This is a genomic window from Flavobacterium davisii (assembly GCF_042182265.1).
GTDB lineage: Bacteria > Bacteroidota > Bacteroidia > Flavobacteriales > Flavobacteriaceae > Flavobacterium > Flavobacterium davisii.
In genome coordinates this window covers 1,943,593-1,963,874 of sequence record NZ_CP097869.1, presented here as the reverse complement: position 1 = coordinate 1,963,874, position 20,282 = coordinate 1,943,593, and the positions used below count along the sequence as shown (strand labels likewise).

Sequence of the window (20,282 nt, the reverse complement as noted above, 5' to 3'; positions counted from 1 at the left end):
TTCAATTAAAGCCTATTTTGCTCAACAACATATTTCCCTCCTTGTTTATGAATTTTTAAAAAAACATACGATGTTATACTTCCATAAAACAAGATAAAAAGATACAAATATAACTTAAAATTAAATCTAATTCCACTTTTAAACAATGGAAAAAAAACAATCAACGGAATAATAAACCAAGATAAGTAAGCAAATCTATGAGCAAAATCACTACTAAATGGCACTACTAATAAAAATATTGAATTAGTAAGTAAGAAAATATTTAAAAAAATTCCATATTCCTTTTCTTGATTATGATAAAATTTATAATTATAAAAAATCCCAATGACTATAAAAACAAAACTGTAAATAATAACATCCCATCTAAAAATAACTTCTTTATCTGAATCATATAATGGTTTAATATAATAGGATATTCTTTCTGATAAAAAAAAATTTACAATTTCTCCAAAAAAAAACATTTTACCTAGCATAGATAATATAATAACTAAAAACCAAAATATGAGATATACTATGGTATTTTGAAACAACAAAACCAATACATAAACTATAAGTGGCATTAAAAAAGAAATATGAAAACTGACTGCTAATAATATTAAGAATATTTTTAGCAAGTTATTTCTATGTAGAACACCTGCAATAAAAAAAATGGAAGCCATACCTTGACGAATAGTGAAGACTTGGTGATTCCAGAAATAAATGGACACAAGAAATACCAAAAACATTAAAAACCACTTATCATTGGCAATCGTGTAGCAAATCCAAATTAAAAAAACAAAAGAAATTAAACTACACATAAAAAAAAGGGCTCTATAAGATCCAGTTTGAGCACAACAATAGATTAAAAAATCAAACCCTATATCTTTATGCAAAACAAATCCTTCTCTAGAATTATCAAACCATTTCATATACATCAAAGTATCCGTAAATCCATTTTCCCCAATGGGTCGAAAAGCAATTAACATAATTATAAAAATCACATACCCTATTTGCATATAAAACAATTTAGCTTTTTTTACCACATTGAAGTTAAAAGTTACTAAAACAATATTCAATAAGGGAAGTAATATACTTAGGTAAAAAACACATGTATATTGTGTTATAATGTCTATGTCAAACAAACTCATCAAACTTCTAAAAAATAGGTGTCTGCATCATCTTGATTATAAGGTTCATTTATCCAAAAGTTTGTATATAAATCTTCTTCACCTATATTTCTTATATTATGTGTGTACCAAATAGGCATATCTACATAGGCAGGTTCATCTCCATCAAGATAAAAATCAAGTACTTCGTTTGTCCCTATTTTTCGCAATTGAATTAATGCTTTCCCCTTAATTACAGCGAAACGTTCAATTTTGCGAGTATGAAAATGATTTCCTCTTGTGATACCTGGAACTGTTGTTGAAAAAGAACACTGTCCTCCTATACCAAGTCTAATAATCTCAACAAAGGCACCTCGAGGATCTTTATGTTGCGTGAATTTTACCGGATAATGATTAGCAATATCAAAATAACAACGGAAAGTATTAAATAAATTCAAATCGAAAGTCGAGTTTAACTCTGGAATTTCTCCATTATCAAAATAAGTTGTTTTATAATAATTAAGCTTTTGCAAAACTTCTGAAACTTTGTATGTTGAAGTATGGCTTATTTCGGAAATTGCTTCTGATTTTCCTTCTTTAATTTTATTGATAATTTCTATAACTAATTCTCCTACATAAATCAATTTTACCTCTCCGTCATTATCTATAACAGGAGCTTCGTTATGTGTAAGTTTATAACAAAAAGTAGCAATAAATGAATTATAGTTAGGTTTCCCAAAAGGGCCAAATACATTTGGAATTATCATTCCTGTTACTTTTCCACCAGATTTGTTTGCCCAGTTTACTAATAATTCTCTCCCCTCTTTTTTTGATTTTCCGTACAAATTATCTCTTTCTTCTTGAGATGATGAAGAAAATAAAACATGAGCTTTAGAGTTAGTTCTTTCCAGAGAATCTATCAATTTTTGAGTTAATTCAACATTAATTTTATAAATAAATTCCTGACTTTCATGGCGGTTCATCGCTGCTAGATGAACAATCACATCACATTGAGAAACAAAATTATCTAATAGTGAATTATCATTAAAACACTCTTTATTGAAATCTATTCTAACATAATTTTCCGGATATAATCCGAGTGTATTATACAAATGATTGCCAACAAACCCATTTTGCCCAGTAATACCTACTTTTATCATATTTTATTTTGTACAGTTAAAAAAATCTAATGCAAACTTGTATTCATCATCTAATTCACCCAACAGATAATCGGCTAAGACTAATAATTTAGAATTTTCTTCTAATGCTTCTATACAAGTAATATATCCAGAAGGTGTATGAAGAACATCAAAGGTTTGTGAATCTAAATTAAAGATTATGGGTTCTAAATTTGAATTTGGATTTTCCCAATCATCAACTTCAATTAACATGATTTTAAAACTTCCGTTTATAACAGAAAACCATCTTTGCTCTATCTTATGACCTTGCCATCCTCTTTTAAAACCAAGTTTTTGATTTTCTATTATGTATATTCTTTTTACACCAGAAGCATCAAAATTATTATTATACTTAAGATCACCTCTAAAATCTTGATAACAATTCCCTTTTATTAATATTGGATTCATTATTCTAGATATTTCAACAAATTATCTTCTCCTAAAACTTCTTTTCTTATTAATGGAAGCTTAAGCAATAATTTTTTCATTCCTTCGACATCTTGTTGAATTGTATTGTGCGAATGATAGTCTTCAATAGTTGAAATATCTATTTCTCCTTCCGAAAAATATTGAGCATAATTTAAATCTCTATTATCAGCAGGAATTCTATAGAAATCACCCATATCTTCGGCTTTAATCATTTCTTCTCTGGTACATAAAGTTTCATATAGTTTTTCGCCATGACGAGTTCCTATTACTTTTATAGTATTATCTACTTTAAATAGTTCTTTGAGTGCTTGGGCTAAATCTCCAATGGTTCCTGCAGGGGCTTTATTTACGAACAAATCACCCGAATTACCATGCTCAAAAGCAAATAACACAAGCTCAACAGCTTCTTCAAGCGACATTAAAAAACGTGTCATTAAAGGATCAGTGATAGTTAATGGTTCATTATTTTTAATTTGTTTTACAAACAAGGGAATAACAGAACCTCTAGATGCCATTACATTACCATAACGGGTAAGACAAACAGTAGTTTTTTCAAGATTTCGAGAAGCTGCCACAGCAACTTTTTCCATCATAGCTTTAGAAATCCCCATAGCATTTATAGGATAGGCAGCTTTATCTGTGCTTAAACAGATTACTTTTTTCACTTCGTTTTTTACAGCAGCATCTATTACGTTTTGTGTTCCTATTACATTAGTTTTCACAGCTTCCATTGGAAAGAACTCGCATGACGGAACTTGTTTTAAAGCAGCGGCATGAAAAACATAATCTACACCGCGCATTGCATAATCAATACTATGCGCATTTCGCACATCACCAATATAAAATTTCAGCTTATCATTTTTATAAAGATTACGCATATCGTCTTGCTTTTTCTCATCACGAGAAAAAATACGTATCTCTTTAAAATGATTTGTATGTAAAAAACGATTAAGTACCGCCGTACCAAAAGATCCTGTACCTCCGGTTATTAAAAGTATTTTATTTTGAATTTTCATTATAAATATTTTTTATATATTTTGTATGATTTTTGAATAATATTGTATTTATATTTTGAATCCATCTTTGAGGTAGTCGAAGATTCATTATGATAGCATTTTAATGAAGGTTCATACCATATTTTTCCACCAACACTATTAATTTGATCAGCCAGAACAGCTTCTTCACCATATAAAAAAACATCTTCTCTAAGTTTATCAAAATATTTAAAAAAGTTAGGTGTCAATATATAAAGTGCCCCAATTCCCATATAAATAGATTTAGCTTCAGGGTCAAATGGTTTCGCCTTTCTTTCTGCTGAATAAAACAATGTAATTAATTTAGCTATATAATAATTGCTAAAATAAATTTCATACTTCAATTTTCTCAAAAAAGACATCTTATTTATAACGTGTGGATTTTCATGAATCCCATCTCTTGTAATTACATCTGGAGCTATTATTAGTATATCTTCTTCAATTTTCAATTTGCTAAGTTGATCTATAAAATTACTCTCAAATATTATATCATTGTTTCCTACAACTACAAATGAATTCAATGAATCACTTTTATTTATAACTTCTAAACCATCGTTTAAGCCTTGAAAATATCCTCTGTTTTCTCTTTTCAATATTTTTGCTCTTGATAAAAAATTTTCTTCTTTCAAAAAACTCTCTAAAATAGAACAACTCTCATTAGTAGGTGAATTATCAACAACTATTGTAAAAGAATAATCTGAAAGTTCAAAAACATTTTTAATGTATTTTTTTGTTTCTTCATGTGAATCATAGTTTACACAAATAAAAGAAATATTCATAGTTTAATTGTTTTGATTTTTATTTTGATTTATTCTTATATTCAATTTTTTTTCTAAAATTGTTAAATGTGACTCCTTTTATTATATCTAATTTATCATAGTTACCTTTAAAAACAATTCCGAATTGGGCAGTTGTATTGGGATAAGCAATTATATCTAATCCAATAAATCTGGATCCTCTATTTTGATTATTATCACAATTATTTTCTAAAAAAATTCCAGCTTCAGATTTCCCTTCCATAGCTATGTAACCTCCTATTATTTGCCAATTTGTAGAAGGACCTGCACTTGATTCTAGTAAAACCCCTATTTTTTTACAAAAATCAAGTATTGGAGTCGTTATAAAAACATTAGAAGTATAAATTGAATGAATTCCAATTTCAGCTCCGAAAGTTAATAAATTTGAAAACCTCCATCCTTCTGTTGGATTTAAACCATCACTAAAAAAAATTCCTTTTGAGTTTTTACCTTCCACAGAAATACTAACATTACATACATTATTATTAACCGAAGTTCCCTTTATGTTAAATCCAATCTGTCCAAAGAGAATTTTTATATTATCAAAATGAGAATCCCAAATCCAATCTAATAAAAACGCTGTATTAAAACCATCTATCAAAATATCGCGATATACATGTGTGTAGGGTCTTTGTTCTCTATTTCCTAAAACATTAATAGCAACAAATTTATTCACTCTATTTGAATATCTTATAGACTGATTAATTGAAATTTTTTCTATGATAACGTTTAGAACACCCTCTTTAATTTCAAACCCATCAGAATTTACAAAATTAAAACCACTTACATTAATACCATCTCCACATATATATATCTGCCCAGAAATAACAATTTTACTTGTACACAAATATGATTTAACAGGTTTGGAAATGTATAATGTTTTTTTGCTTTTTACACAAATATCAATCGCTTTTTGAATAAATACGGTATCATCATTTATTCCATCCCCTACAGCTCCAAATTCCTTAACATCTATTCTTCCTAAAGTGTTATAATAATAATTATTGTATTTTTTTATATATACTACACCATCAACAAAATCATCGTTTATTTCACCTCCATCATCATTCTTAATAGCTTTTTTGAAATATGAAGGCATAACTCGGTCACTTTCAAATTTAAAATCTGATTCATTTTTTTTAAAAAACAAAGGAGCAAAAGCACCTAAAGAAACATATTTTAAAAACACTCCTCTTTTCATAGTATCATCTGTTAAAAAAACCTTTAAGAAAAGAACTAATCTTACCTCTATTAGATTCAAGAAATAAAAGCTTTAAAAAATGAATCAAAAAGAATACATTTTTTTTTAATATAAAAAGTGGAAATTTTTTGAAAAATCTTTTTGAGATATCCACGTGATTTCTTGCTATATAATAATTTCTATTAGCACTATGAGAATAAAACTTAATTCCAAATTTACTTTTTAATTCGCCTAAATCATGCTTGATTACAATATCATTGCAAATTGCAATTAAATATTTCTTTTCTAAAATTCTAAGGCAATACTCAAAATCAACCGAATCTATAAAATAATCTTCATTAAAACCTCCTAGAATTTTGTAGATTTCCATTTTAAACAAAGCACAACTTTGAATTAATGCGTCCTTATACTCAATAATTCCAGCCTGATTAAAAGAATTTGTATCTCGAGAAAACAAAGGTCCAATGACTCCTATTTGCGGAAATTTAAACAAGAGTTCGTGTAAATGTTTAATCGCTTTATTTGGGATAAGGGTGTCTTGATCGAAAGTAACAAAACTTTCAAAATGATTCTTTTCTATTTCAAGAATTATATTGTATGCTTTTCCTAAACCTACATTTTCATTACTAGCTATAATATGAAACCTCCCTTTGTTTAAATCTTTTATTTCTGAAAAATTTTTAGAATTATTATCAAAAATATAGAGTTTAGATACTTGATCTAAAATGTTTTCAATATTCCTTTCTAGTTCGGAAATTAACGGATTATATGTTACTATTATCCCTAATATCTTATCATTTGTCATCTTGTGAAAGTCTAAATAAAATTGCTAAAGGTAAACAAAAATCAAAACTACTCAACCAGTAAGGATTTGTATATGATGATAATAACAATGTTATACTACCTATAACTATTGCATATCTAAAAAAAGGAGTAAATAAAATGTTTTTTAAAATTATCCTAAACAACTTTATATAGTATGCAATTAATAATAATGCAGCTGGAACACCTAATACAAAAATTAAATAATGAAAAGACGACTCATAAGCCGATTTAAAATCTTCATTTCTTAAATAATCAGGCATGTAAGCTCCTAGTCCATATCCAAAAAAAGGAGAATTAGAAATGTAATTTAAAAACATTTGAGATTGTACATCTTTTACCTCCGAATCACCTGTCATACTCACAGCTTCATTCATTCTTTCAAAAAAAGTGGTGATAAAAACGGGATTTATGTATCCTAAATACATTAGTAAAACAAACAAAAACACAACTGAAACAACTACCCACTTCAACTTTCTTATATTCAGAAGAACAATAATAATAAAAGGTAAAACCAAGATTCTTCTTCCTGAGACTAGACAGATGATTAAAGTAAATAGTAACAAATAAAATCCGAACATTTTATAATTAAGTCTGTCTTTATTTAAATAATAATAAATTGGGACTAAATATAATAAGAATGATAAATTAGTATTAATAATGTGTATATAACCTTCATTAATCCCAATTCTATCTTCCTCTGTGTAGACTAAACCATTTAAATTGACGGAAAAAAGCCCTAGACCATTTAAAAGAGTACTCAATGCGAACAAATCGATAATTATAATACCCAAAAATACAGCCTTACTAAAACTAGCTTCCAAGTCTTTATTTGCGATAAAACCTAAAAGAAAAAGTTGTAAAAAAGGAAAAAATAAATATAATCTTAAACTTCCAAAGATTTCTGTAATATCATTTGATAAAAAAGTTCCTACTGTAAATGAAAAAAAAACAAAAAAAGAATAAAGAATATAATGATTGATTTGTTTTATATATATTATATTTTTCAACAAACCAATTCCAATTAACAGTCCCATTATTATTATTTTTTCAGTTTGAAAAACTCTCGGGAATGCAAAAATAAAGACAAAGAAAAATGTCCATAAGAAAAAAACAAAATCATTTTTTTTATTAACTATCATAATTCATCAAGGACTTATATGCTTCATACGTTTGACAAGCTGTTACTTCCCAGCTAAATTCATCAGAGTACTCTTTATTTCTTAAAAACTTATTCTCTAACACCTCTAAAATCTTTTTCTTTATAGAATCTACATCCAAAGGATCTATTACATAAGCATATTTTCTAAAATATGTCTCATATGGTGAATAAGGAAACTTTGAAACAATTACTTCACATCCCATGGAAATTGCTTCCAATGAAACCAATCCTGGTGATTCTCTAAGAGAAGGTAAAATATGTAATTTTGCTTTTTTATAAAATTCATAAATATCCGAATGAGGAATTTCATTAATAAAAAACACATTCCCTCTCTTACTCGCTTGTTTCTTCAATTCTTTTGTATATTCTTTATGGGAAAAAGCCCCAATAAAAACAATTGGAATCTCTTTTCGATCAAATAAAGCTTTTACAATACTCAATTGATTCTTAATAGGCTCTATCCTTCCTACCTGTAAAATAAAATCATTCGGTATTTTATATGTTGAAAAAATATCTATATTGGTATTAATACTTTGCTTACTATCAGAAGCATTGAGGGCAACTTTATAATTTATATTTTCTTTATTTTTTCTAACAAATTGACATAACAAATCCATTTCTTCTTCAGAATTTGGCAATACAACATTACTATTGGAAAGAAAAAATATTATTCTCTTTTTAAATTTATTTGTAGTTAAAACATTTGTAGCGAATAAAAAATTAAAAATTGCTACTACTTTTATTTCAAAACCAAGTATAAATTTATTTAATTTATGAAAACCAAGTTTAGAAAATAAAGCATATGCTAATATTTTATAATCCCAATATATTGGAGAAGAAGCAATCTTTAAGTTCAAGTTTTTCGCTTTTACAAAGTAATCATTTGTTATTTTATATGTTGAGTAATTAAAAATATGACATATATCAAAAGATGAATTCAATTTTTCGGGAGAATTAACAATTTCAATCTGAACATCATTAAAATCTTTTTCTAAAAAAAATTTTGTTTTCAACATTTGGACTACGTCTCCACCACCACGTGTATCATAATCCTCTCTAATACAAAAAGCTACTTTCATATTTCAATTAAATTTTTTTATTAATAAAAAGAAACTGTACTATCGTGTGAATAATATAACTAATCAAATATGCAATAGAAAGACCAATTGCTCCGTAATTAAAATATACGACAAAAAAGTAACTACACACTATAAGCACAAATGCCCAAAGAAGGTTAACGTAAAAGCCTAACCACATCATATTTTTACTTGCAATTGCTTGACCAATTACATTATTAACAGCTATAAAGCCTGATGTAACGAACATTAAAATAATAGGAACAATCGCATCGGAGTATTTTTCTCCATACATATTAATAATAATTGGAGAGATAGCAACTAAAAAAATCACTAGAACTAATGTTATATAAAAATTTATTTTAATATTTTTTATATAAATCGATTTATATTCCTCTTTGTTATCTAAAGTTGAAGATAAAAGAGGTAAAGCGATTTGACATAAAGCCCCTGGAATAAACAATATTGTATTTCTCCATTGATTAGCAATATCAAAGTTTGCCATTTGTTGATAACCATTTACTTGATTCACTAAAAGATAGTTACAAAACCATGTCACAGGGCCTACCATTAATCCCGCCAAAATTGCTGGAAGACTGAATTTCCATAAAATAGTAATCTCTTCAAAATTACTTTTATCAAATACACTTACTTTATAAAAAGGATAAAAATACTTTTTCAAAGAGAAAAAATTTAAAATAAATAATATAAAAAAATTACTTCCAAAAGCAATAACAACCCAATTTAGATTATTATACTTTGAAGCTACCACCATTGCTAGGGAAGATAGTACCCCTGCTACTGTCGTATTTACAGACAAATCCCTAAATTTTTCTACCCCAGCCAGAATCCCATTCTGAATTCCATTTAAAGATGAAAAGAACAAAACAAATGAACTTATTTTTATTTCCAGAGACAAATGTGGGGCGTTAATTTGCTTTGCTATTTCTTCTGCAAAAAGAAAAACTAGTAATGTTATAATGATACTAATTAGTAGTGCAAAAAAATTAGACAACCCTATTATTTTTTCAATTTTCTTTGGGTTTAATGTTTTATATTGAGAAATATATTTTGTAGCTGTTATTCCCAACTCCATTCCTGCAAAAAGGGCAAACATTAAAATTGTAGATTTGATTATTCCAAATTGACCGTATTCTTCCTTATTAAGAAATTTTGCCATTAAAATAGTAGCGATTAATAAAAAAAATTTGGAAACAATATTCCCGCTAACAATCCAAAAACCATGAGTAATAATCTTTCTATTTATTTCAGATGAAAATACTGTCGATTTTAATTTACTATATATACTATTCATTAATCAATGATTATAACCCCTTAATAAAATCTACAATTTTCTTACATGCTTTACCGTCTCCATAAGGATTATGCAATTTGCTCATATTTTCATATGAAGCAATATCTGTTAAAAGCCTTTGAGTCTCTTTTATGATAACATCTTTATTGGTTCCTACTAAAATTACAGTTCCTGCTTCGACTGCTTCTGGTCGTTCAGTAGTATCACGTAAAACCAAAACAGGCTTCCCTAAACTTGGAGCTTCTTCTTGAACACCTCCCGAATCCGTAATAATTATATGTGTTTGAGTCATTAACCAAACAAAAGCTGGATAAGCTAGAGGTTCAATCAAATGAATATTATCTATCCCTAATAATAACTCATATACCGGCCCTTTAACATTTGGATTTAAATGCACGGGGTAAATTATTTGAACATCTTTATTTGTTAATGCAATTTCTTTTAATGCTTCGCATATACTAATAAAACCTTTACCGTGATTTTCTCTTCGATGACCCGTAACCAAAATCACTTTTTTCTCAGTATTTATTAGATTCTGTAATTGTAAGATATCATCATTATCAATATCCTTTACTTTTTCCGCAGAATACAATAAAGCATCAATAACAGTATTACCTGTAATCACAATATCATTTTCATTTATTCCTTCTAACCTCAAGTTATTAAAAGATATTGCCGTAGGAGCAAAGTGATAATCCGCAATTCTACCTGTTATCTGTCTATTAATTTCTTCAGGGAATGGAGATAGTTTATTATTAGTTCTTAAACCCGCCTCAATATGACAAATCTTAGCACCTGAATAAAAAGCAGCAATACTAGTCGCCATAGTAGTTGTTGTATCACCATGAACGTAAACATAATCAGGATTAAAATCATCTAATACATCCTTTAACTCCAAAATTATATTAGATGTAATTGAAAATAGATCTTGGTTTGGCTTCATCAAATTTAAATCATAATCAGGGATGATTTCGAAAAACTCAAGTACTTGATCTAACATTTTTCGGTGCTGACCTGTAACACAAATTCTTGTCTCAAATAAATTAGTATATTTTTTAAACTCTTTAAATAAAGGAGCCATTTTTATTGCTTCAGGACGTGTACCAAAAACAATTAAGTTTTTTTTCATACTTTTTTTAATAGAATTTTAAATTAAAAAACAAGAAATTATCACCTAACAATCTTCCTCAAATACTCCGCATACGTACTCTTACCAAGTCCTTCAGCACACTTAGCAAATTCTTCTTTAGAAATAAACCCTTTTCTATAGGCCACTTCTTCAATACAAGCTATTTTTAACCCTGTACGCTTTTCGACTGCTTTTACAAATTCCGTTGCTTCAGTCAGTGATTCATGCGTTCCTGTATCTAGCCAAGCAAATCCACGACTCATTAACTGTAAATTCAATTCTCCTTGTTCTAAGTAGGTTTGATTAACGCTTGTTATTTCCAATTCTCCACGATGAGATGGTGTAACATTTTTAGCAATTTCAACTACTGAATTGGGATAAAAATACAAACCAACGACCGCAAAACTAGATTTTGGCTCCAAAGGTTTTTCTTCAATTGACAAAACTTTACCATTCTCATCAAATTCAGCCACACCATAACGCTCTGGATCATCTACATAATATCCAAATACGGTAGCTTCATTCTTCTCTTTCACGGTATTAACCGCATTGTTCAATAAATTTTGCAATCCTGCTCCGTAGAAAATATTATCGCCTAAAATCAAACATACATCGTCATCACCTATAAACTCTTCTCCTAAAATAAAAGCTTGCGCTAAACCATCTGGTGAGGGTTGTTCCACATAAGATAATTGCATTCCTAATTGACTTCCATCTCCAAATAATCGTTCGAAGTTTGGTAAATCATGTGGGGTTGAAATAATCAAAACCTCTTTAATACCCGCCAACATCAACACTGACAATGGGTAATAAATCATCGGTTTATCATATATGGGTAACAATTGCTTTGAAACCACTTGTGTAAGTGGATGCAATCTTGTACCTGATCCACCCGCTAATATAATTCCTTTCATCTTTTTAAGCATTAAGCTTTAGCCTCTAAGCAATAGGTAATGCTTTTAAAAAAGCTTTCTGCATATTGCTTTCTGCATATTGCTATTGATATTGTTTTTCGTAATATTTTGCGTATTCTCCTGAAGTTACATTATTCAACCATTCCGTATTTTCTAAATACCAGTTAATCGTTTCTTCCAAACCTTCCTCAAACGTTACTGATGGCTTCCATCCTAATTCTTTATTAATTTTAGAAGCATCAATTGCATAACGCAAGTCGTGACCTGGACGATCTTTAACATAAGTAATCAACTCAGAAGATTCTCCTTTTGAACGCCCTAGTTTCTCATCCATACGATCGCATAACAAACGTACTAAATCGATATTTTTCCATTCGTTAAAACCTCCAATATTATACGTTTCATGATTTTTTCCTTCATGGAATACTAAATCGATAGCTACTGCATGATCTTTTACAAATAACCAATCCCGCGTATAATTTCCATCTCCATAAACAGGAAGAGGCTTTTTATTGATAATATTATTAATAAAAAGAGGAATTAATTTTTCTGGAAAATGATAAGGTCCGTAATTGTTTGAACAATTAGTTAACACATACGGTAAACCATAAGTTTCTCCATATGCACGAACAAAGTGATCAGAACTTGCTTTTGAAGCTGAATATGGCGAATTAGGATCGTAAGAAGTGGTTTCAGTAAACAAACCTGTATCTCCTAATGAACCATACACCTCATCGGTAGAAATATGATAAAATCGTTTCCCTTCAAAATTCTCTTTCCAAAGATTTTTAGCTGCATTTAATAAATTCATTGTTCCGATAACATTTGTTTTCACAAATGCCAACGGATCAGTAATGGAACGATCCACATGAGATTCGGCTGCTAAATGCAAAACACCATCAAATTGATATTTTTGAAAAATTTGATTGATAAAATTTTCATCAACTATATCTCCTTTTAAGAAAGTATAATTTGGTGCATTTTCGATATCCTTAATATTTTCCAAATTACCTGCATAGGTCAATGCGTCTAAGTTATAAATTGAATATTCTGGATATTTAGTTACAAATTGCCTTACTACATGAGAGCCGATAAAACCCGCTCCTCCTGTAATTAAAATATTTTTCATTATTCTTTAATTATTTTCATTAGAAGATCCTACAGCTGAATATATAAAACCTATTTTTTGCATTTCACTACGATCTAATATATTTCTACCATCAAAAACAAAAGCTGGTTTTAACATATTATCATAAATTTTTTGCCAATTGTAAGTTTTAAATTCCTCCCATTCGGTTAAAATCGCAATAGCGTGAGCATTTTGACAAGCTTCATAAGGTTCATTAAAAACACTTATTTCACTCATTTCATAATTCATATCCAATTCAATCTGCTTTAAATCTACTTTTGGATCATAAACTGCCACATTGGCTTGTTCTGCCACTAAATCCTTTGCTACATCAATAGCAGCTGATTCACGGGTATCATTGGTATCTTTTTTAAAAGCCCAACCTAACATGGCGATCTTTTTAGAAGCAACCGTATTATATAGTGTTTTTACAATATTTTTTGCAAAACGATGCTTTTGGTGGTTATTCATAATAACTACTTGCTCCCAATAATCTGCTACTTCATTTAAACCATACGATTTAGCAATATATACTAAGTTTAAAATATCTTTTTGAAAACAAGATCCACCAAATCCTACTGATGATTTAAGAAATTTAGATCCTATACGAGAATCCATTCCTATTGCTCTTGCCACTTCGTTTACATCAGCTCCTGTTTTTTCACAAAGTTCTGAAATTGCATTAATAGAAGAAACGCGTTGTGCTAAAAAAGCATTTGCCGTCAATTTAGACAATTCCGAAGACCAAACATTGGTTGTTAAAATACGTTCTCTCGGAACCCATGTACCGTAAATATCTACTAAAGCTTGAATAGCTGTTTCATTTTCACCTCCAATTAACACACGGTCAGGAGCATGCAAATCTTGAACAGCCGTTCCTTCTGCCAAAAACTCAGGATTTGATAATATATGAAAAGTAACACCATTTCCTGTATGATCTAAAATATTCTTAAGCGCTTCAGCTGTCCTTACTGGAAGTGTTGACTTTTCGACTACGATTTTGTCTGTTTTAGATACTCGTGCAATCTGGCGTGCGCAAAGTTCTATATACTTTAAATCCGCAGCCATCCCCTTCCCTTCACCATACGTTTTGGTTGGAGTATTTACGGATATAAAAATCATATCGGCTTCATCAATTGCCTTATCTACTTCTGTTGAAAAAAATAAGTTTCTTCCTCTAGCTTCTGCTACAACCTTATCTAATCCTGGCTCATACACTGGCAAATTTGAAAAATCTGAATCATTCCAACCAGCAATCCTCATTTCATTTAAATCAACGACCGTTACATTTATTTCAGGACATTTTTGAGCTATTACTGCCATAGTAGGCCCTCCAACATAACCCGCTCCTATACAACATATATTTCTTACCTTCATTCATGTAATATTATGACAAAGTTTACAAAGTTACAACTTTCCATCTACTTTACAATATAATATTCCTTTTACATCATAAATAATTGATTTTTCTTTTTGCAAACTAGAAAAATCAAGACTTAAAAATTGCTCATGAGCAACTCCTAAAACTATTGCATCAAATTTATCAGAAGACAACTCTCTTAATGCTTCTAAATTATATTCATGTTTAACTTCTGCAACACTAACCCAAGGATCATAAATAACTATTTCTACTCCATACTCTTTTAAAGCAGTAATTACGTCTACAATTTTTGTATTACGAACATCAGGACAATTTTCTTTAAATGCAATTCCAAGCATTAAAACTTTAGCTTCATTAACAGAAATCCCTTTTTTTATCATCAATTTGATCACTTGCGAGGCTATGTATTCTCCCATACTATCATTTAAACGACGGCCTGCCAAAATTATTTCTGGATGATACCCTTTTTCTTGGGCTTTTTGTGCTAAATAATAAGGATCAACCCCTATACAGTGCCCTCCTACTAAACCAGGTTTAAAAGGCAAGAAATTCCATTTCGTCCCTGCAGCTTTTAAAACATCTTGCGTACTAATATTTAACAAATTAAAAATTTTAGCCAATTCATTAACAAAAGCAATATTAATATCTCGTTGTGAATTTTCTATAACTTTAGCTGCTTCTGCAACTTTTATCGTAGGAGCTAAATGTGTCCCCGCTGTAATAACTGATCTATAAAGTGCATCCACTTTTTGCCCTATTTCAGGGGTTGAACCAGAGGTTACTTTTAAAATCTTTTCTACTGTATGCTCTTTATCCCCTGGATTAATTCGCTCAGGAGAATAGCCTGCAAAGAAATCTTGATTAAATTTCAATCCACTTGTTTTTTCCAAAATAGGCACACATTCTTCTTCTGTTACCCCAGGATATACTGTCGATTCATATATTACGATATCGCCTTTTTTAAGCACTTTCCCAACCGTTTCACTGGCTTTATACAAAGGTGTCAAATCCGGTTTATTATGCTTATCTACTGGTGTTGGCACCGTTACTATATAGTAATTACAAGTAGTAATTTCTTGTATTTCTGATGCACAAAAAAGCCCCAATTCATCATTATTATCAGATTTTAGCACTGCATTTAAAAGTTCAGGACTTACTTCTAATGTAGAATCTTTTCCTTCATTTAACTCAGTAACTCTCGTTTTATTTATATCATATCCTACTACATCATATTTAGTAGCTAATAATCTAGCTAATGGCAAACCAACATATCCTAACCCAATTACACCTATTTTCATCATTAATTTATTCTAAATTTTCCCAATACCAATGAACCGCCTCTTCTAATCCTTTTCGTAAAGAGAATTTAGGTATATAACCTAATATTATTTTTGCTTTATCAATAGAGGCTAGAGAATGCGGAATATCTCCAGCTCTGGTAGCTCCATAAACAATTTCTACATCTGCTATTTTAGGATCTTTTTTTATCAATTCTTCTTTTAAGATATGAATCATATCATTCAATGTTGTTCTTTCTCCAAATGCAGTGTTAAAGACGCTGTTTATTGCTCTGGAATCTTGGGTTAACATTGCTAATTCATTCATTTGAATCACATTATCTATATAGGTAAAGTCTCTAGAGTAATTACCATCTCCATTCACAACTGGGCTTTCATATTTCATAAGCTGCATTACAAATTTCGGTATTACTGCGGCATAAGCCCCATTTGGGTCTTGTTTTCTCCCGAATACATTAAAATAACGCAACCCTATTGTTTCTATTCCGTAGATTTTTCCAAAAATCTCCGCATAGAGTTCATTTACATATTTTGTAATGGCATACGGTGATAATGGTTTTCCTACAACTTCTTCAATTTTTGGCAAATTTTCCGAATCTCCATAAGTAGAGGAACTTGCTGCATACACAAATCTCTTTACATCTGCTTCCTTTGCGGCCCATAACATATTTAAAAAACCATTTACATTTACATCGTTAGATGTTAAGGGATCTTTTATAGATCGAGGAACAGATCCTAATGCTGCCTGATGCAACACATAATCTGCTCCATCACATACTTTCTTACATATTTTAGCATCTCTAATATCGCCTTCAATGAATTCAAAATTCTCATTCAACATCAGGTCTTTAATATTTTTTAAATGTCCTGTTGCAAAATTATCTAATCCAACTACTTGACAACCTTTATTTAAAAAATGTTCTGTTAGATTAGAACCGATAAAACCCGCACAACCTGTAATTACAATCTTCATGTTAAGGTTTTTTAAAAAAATTTATAATTTTATTTAAGAGTTTTTTTACAACTGATACCTTTATATCCATTTCTAAATATCCGTTTCCATACGTTCCATATCCGTATCCGTATCCATCTCCATATCCGTATCCGTATTTTGATTTATTATGATATCCATTAAAAACTATACTAATATTTTTTAATGTTCCTGATTTGTGTTTTTCATTTACAATACGTAACATTTCTTTTTTGGTCACTCCTTGCCTCACAACGTACATTGAAGCATCACAAAAAGGAGTTAATTCTAATGCGTCTGCTACTAATCCTATAGGAGGTGTATCTAGTATTATGTAGTCATAATAGAGTTTTAACTCATTTATTAAACTTTCCATATTTTCACTAAGAATTAACTCTGATGGATTGGGAGGTATAGGTCCTGAGCTAATCAAATCTAAATAAGGGATGTGTGTATTTTTAATTATTTCATCTAATTTTTTTTGTCCTATTAAATAATTAACTACTCCTTCTGTATTTTCAAGACTAAAATCCTGAAATAATTTTGGTTTTCTTAAATCAAGTCCAACCACTACTGTCTTTTTTTCACTTAAAGCAAATACGGAAGCTATATTAAGAGAACAAAATGTTTTTCCTTCTCCACCAACTGAGGATGTAATCATCAAAACTTTAGCGCCTGTTTGTACTTGTTTTTTATACAAAAATTGCAATGAAGAACGTATTCCTCTAAAACTTTCGGCTAATGGTGATTTTGGTTTTTCAAAAACAGCTAAATTAGATGGTATATTCTTAATTCCTACTATTCCTAAAACAGGAATTTGGGTTAGTCTTTCAATGTCTTCCACCTTATTAACTGAGTTATCTAAAACGGTTAAGATAAAGATAATACTTAAAGGAAATAAAAAACCTATTAAAAAAGCTAAGACATAATTTGTACTTGTTTTAGGTCCTATCAGTCCACCTCCTACATCTTTTGCAGGATCTATGAACTGAATATCGGAAAGATTTGCTGCTTTTACAATATTGGCCTCGCTACGTTTTTCTAGAAAAGAATTGTAAATATTTTTATTTAAATCATATTTACGATTTATCTTTACTAGTTCTTGTTGTTGTTCGGGTAGTTTTTTAATCTGATATTCGGCTGTCCCTATCTTTTTATCAACAGCAACTAAATCAGAATTTATGGAACGTTTGGCTGATTCTATATTTTCTAATAAAACAACTTTTAGTGCTTCCATCTGAGCATCAAAATCTTTAAATTTCTTATCATTTTTTAAAGTATAAGATAGTGCTGCTCGTTCCGCTGATAATTGGGTTAGCTTACTTACATTCGTCAATATATTAGGATCATCAATACCTGCAACAGAGGGAGCTGGTAGTTTAGAAAAATCAGCGTTTTTAATTAAATAGCTTTTTAATGAGTTATAAAAAGTATACTTTCTATTTAACAACTCTTTTTCTACATCATACTCCGTTAATTTGTCTGAATATTTTGTTCCTGCTCCTTCTTCTAATTCAAAAATATTTTTTCCTTTAGAAAACGTTTTTAGCTCATTTTCGGTATTCTTTAAATCTCCTTCCATAGCCACTAAAGTGCTATCTATGAAATCAATTGTATTTTGAGCAAATTGATTTTTAGCCAATAATTGGCTTTTAATTAAATATTTAACTGTTCCGTTCAGATAATCTACCAATCTTAATTTATTGGTTCCTTGCATGCTTAATCTAACAATAGCTGATGATTTCGAATCATTTTCAACCTCTATTCCTTGATAAGAGGCAACTGCACTATTAAAATCAGCGAATGTAACTATATATTTAGCTCCTTCGTAAAATCCAGGATTTTTAGTCCATTTCAATTTTAAATTTAAAAAAGGTAAAATGACAGCTTCTCCTATTTTATATTTTTTCGAAAAGATGCCTTTTTTTACAGGTATTGTGGTTAGCTCGTCTGTTGAGTAGTTATATAATGCTGTTGTATTTTCATCAAATTGAATTGACAGTATGAAATCTTGTTTTGAAACAAATTGTATAGTTAAATTTCTCCCTAATAGTTGAGGATAATTTACATTAGCATCAACAACAAATGGGGTCATTCCGTAAACATCTTCTAAATTATATTTTCCTTCTCTTAGATATTGAATATAAAAACGTAATTCTTTTACTACTTTTTCATTATGAGATCGTGATTTTATAGTACTCATTAAAGTTTGTACTTGATCAGAGGTGCCTCCCCAATTGAATACTAAACTTGTATTAGAAGTAAAGAAAGGATTACTTTCTTCTTTATAGGCCACAGTAGTGGTCATACTATAAATTTTTTCTTTTCTAATATTTATCTGATAAGCTATAAAAAAAGTAATTAATAATGTAATTAGAAACCAATACCAATAACCTAAAACTCTATTAAAAAAAGATTTAACATCAAAAGTATTTTGAGATTCCAAAAAGTTAAAATCTTTAATATCTAACATCACTTAACATTTTTGACTAATAAAAAAGTAGTAAGTACTAATGACAATGCACTTACAATTGTAGTAAATGACTGTAAAACATTTGTTCCTAATCCCCAATTCTTTTGTTTTATAGGTTTTACATATATATAATCATTGGGTTGAATATAATAATAGGGTGATTTTAACAAATCAATACTTGTCAGATCTAACGTATGTATTTCGGTTCCTTGAGGTTGCTGACGAATCAACATAACTTCTTTTTTATTTCCTGTTATAAGAACATCTCCATTATTAGCTATTGCTTCTAAAATTGTTACTTTTTCTTGCAATAATACTTTTGTTCCTGGTGATTTTATTTCTCCATTAATTGTATAACGAAGTCCTCCTAGTTTTACCACTACAAAGATATCAGCTTCTTTATGAAAATAATCTTTTAAAAGTTGTTTTTCTATCTTAATTCTCAATTCTTCTAATGTCAACCCTACTACTTGCAAATCTCCTAAAACTGGTATTCTGATATATCCATGATCATTTATGGGATAACCATCAAAATACAAATCATCAACAGAAGTTCCTCCTTGTGGCGCATTTGAAACATTAAATATTTCTACTAATTTAGAATCTAGGGCTTTAATCTTAATAGACAACACATCCGATATCTGAAGTCGATATGGTTTTAATACGACTGGCTCTAAAGTCTCTATTTTTTCATTTCCTTGCAAGTAAACTACATCTTTGTTTGATATACAAGATGAAACCGTAAACAAAATCAATATTAGTAAATATAGGGATGGTTTATTCATTTTTGTTTGTAATATCTGTTTATATTTTATTTACAGTAACGGTTCTTTAACAAATGTTAATTTTATTTTCAGTTAAATTCTTTAACAATATTCACTTCAAAAAA

The 20,282-nt window shown here is 29.4% G+C and carries 18 protein-coding genes; all 18 read right to left on the bottom strand.

The window, feature by feature from the left end:
* Positions 1-5 precede the first annotated feature (5 nt).
* Positions 6-995, bottom strand: coding sequence for an EpsG family protein (locus tag NAB20_RS08240; protein ID WP_375604961.1), 990 nt, complete (start codon positions 993-995; stop codon positions 6-8).
* 131 nt (positions 996-1,126) lie between these two features.
* Positions 1,127-2,245 carry an NAD-dependent epimerase/dehydratase family protein gene (locus NAB20_RS08235; protein WP_375604960.1) on the bottom strand — a complete coding sequence of 373 codons (1,119 nt, stop codon included), beginning with the start codon at positions 2,243-2,245 and terminating at the stop codon, positions 1,127-1,129.
* A gap of 3 nt (positions 2,246-2,248) precedes the next feature.
* Positions 2,249-2,671 (bottom strand): WxcM-like domain-containing protein, encoded by a 423-nt coding sequence (locus NAB20_RS08230; protein ID WP_375604959.1) that lies wholly within the window; start codon positions 2,669-2,671, stop codon positions 2,249-2,251.
* Positions 2,671-3,708, bottom strand: coding sequence for a polysaccharide biosynthesis protein (locus tag NAB20_RS08225; RefSeq protein ID WP_375604958.1), 1,038 nt, complete (start codon positions 3,706-3,708; stop codon positions 2,671-2,673). The genes NAB20_RS08230 and NAB20_RS08225 overlap by 1 nt, the downstream gene beginning before the upstream one ends.
* Positions 3,708-4,505 (bottom strand): glycosyltransferase family 2 protein, encoded by a 798-nt coding sequence (locus tag NAB20_RS08220; protein WP_375604957.1) that lies wholly within the window; start codon positions 4,503-4,505, stop codon positions 3,708-3,710. Before NAB20_RS08220 ends, NAB20_RS08225 begins: the two co-directional genes overlap by 1 nt.
* A gap of 19 nt (positions 4,506-4,524) precedes the next feature.
* The gene (locus NAB20_RS08215) at positions 4,525-5,724 is read right to left on the bottom strand and encodes a glycosyl hydrolase family 28-related protein (RefSeq protein WP_375604956.1); all 1,200 of its coding nucleotides are present in this window, start codon (positions 5,722-5,724) and stop codon (positions 4,525-4,527) included.
* A 4-nt stretch (positions 5,725-5,728) separates the two neighbouring features.
* Positions 5,729-6,529 carry a glycosyltransferase gene (locus NAB20_RS08210; protein WP_375604955.1) on the bottom strand — a complete coding sequence of 267 codons (801 nt, stop codon included), beginning with the start codon at positions 6,527-6,529 and terminating at the stop codon, positions 5,729-5,731.
* The gene (locus tag NAB20_RS08205; RefSeq protein ID WP_375604954.1) at positions 6,519-7,583 is read right to left on the bottom strand and encodes a hypothetical protein; all 1,065 of its coding nucleotides are present in this window, start codon (positions 7,581-7,583) and stop codon (positions 6,519-6,521) included. Before NAB20_RS08205 ends, NAB20_RS08210 begins: the two co-directional genes overlap by 11 nt.
* A 94-nt stretch (positions 7,584-7,677) precedes the next feature.
* Positions 7,678-8,787, bottom strand: a complete 1,110-nt coding sequence (locus tag NAB20_RS08200; protein ID WP_375604953.1) for a glycosyltransferase — start codon at positions 8,785-8,787, stop codon at positions 7,678-7,680.
* Between the two features lie 7 nt (positions 8,788-8,794).
* A complete protein-coding gene (locus NAB20_RS08195) occupies positions 8,795-10,099 on the bottom strand; it encodes an oligosaccharide flippase family protein (protein WP_375604952.1) in 1,305 nt (434 codons plus the stop codon).
* 10 nt (positions 10,100-10,109) lie between these two features.
* Positions 10,110-11,228: a non-hydrolyzing UDP-N-acetylglucosamine 2-epimerase gene (gene wecB, locus NAB20_RS08190; RefSeq protein WP_375604951.1), complete on the bottom strand. Its 1,119-nt coding sequence runs from the start codon at positions 11,226-11,228 to the stop codon at positions 10,110-10,112.
* 41 nt (positions 11,229-11,269) lie between these two features.
* Positions 11,270-12,142 carry a glucose-1-phosphate thymidylyltransferase RfbA gene (rfbA, locus tag NAB20_RS08185; protein ID WP_375604950.1) on the bottom strand — a complete coding sequence of 291 codons (873 nt, stop codon included), beginning with the start codon at positions 12,140-12,142 and terminating at the stop codon, positions 11,270-11,272.
* A gap of 82 nt (positions 12,143-12,224) precedes the next feature.
* A complete protein-coding gene (gene rfbB, locus NAB20_RS08180) occupies positions 12,225-13,271 on the bottom strand; it encodes a dTDP-glucose 4,6-dehydratase (protein ID WP_088390255.1) in 1,047 nt (348 codons plus the stop codon).
* 6 nt (positions 13,272-13,277) lie between these two features.
* On the bottom strand, positions 13,278-14,648 hold the full coding sequence (locus tag NAB20_RS08175) for a UDP-glucose 6-dehydrogenase (protein WP_375604949.1): 1,371 nt from the start codon (positions 14,646-14,648) through the stop codon (positions 13,278-13,280).
* A gap of 30 nt (positions 14,649-14,678) precedes the next feature.
* A complete protein-coding gene (locus NAB20_RS08170) occupies positions 14,679-15,950 on the bottom strand; it encodes a nucleotide sugar dehydrogenase (RefSeq protein ID WP_375605779.1) in 1,272 nt (423 codons plus the stop codon).
* A 7-nt stretch (positions 15,951-15,957) separates the two neighbouring features.
* Positions 15,958-16,923, bottom strand: a complete 966-nt coding sequence (locus NAB20_RS08165) for an SDR family oxidoreductase (RefSeq protein WP_375604948.1) — start codon at positions 16,921-16,923, stop codon at positions 15,958-15,960.
* Between the two features lies 1 nt (position 16,924).
* A complete protein-coding gene (locus NAB20_RS08160) occupies positions 16,925-19,393 on the bottom strand; it encodes a polysaccharide biosynthesis tyrosine autokinase (protein WP_375604947.1) in 2,469 nt (822 codons plus the stop codon).
* Positions 19,393-20,178, bottom strand: a complete 786-nt coding sequence (locus NAB20_RS08155; RefSeq protein WP_127822899.1) for a polysaccharide biosynthesis/export family protein — start codon at positions 20,176-20,178, stop codon at positions 19,393-19,395. The genes NAB20_RS08160 and NAB20_RS08155 overlap by 1 nt, the downstream gene beginning before the upstream one ends.
* Positions 20,179-20,282: the final 104 nt, after the last annotated feature.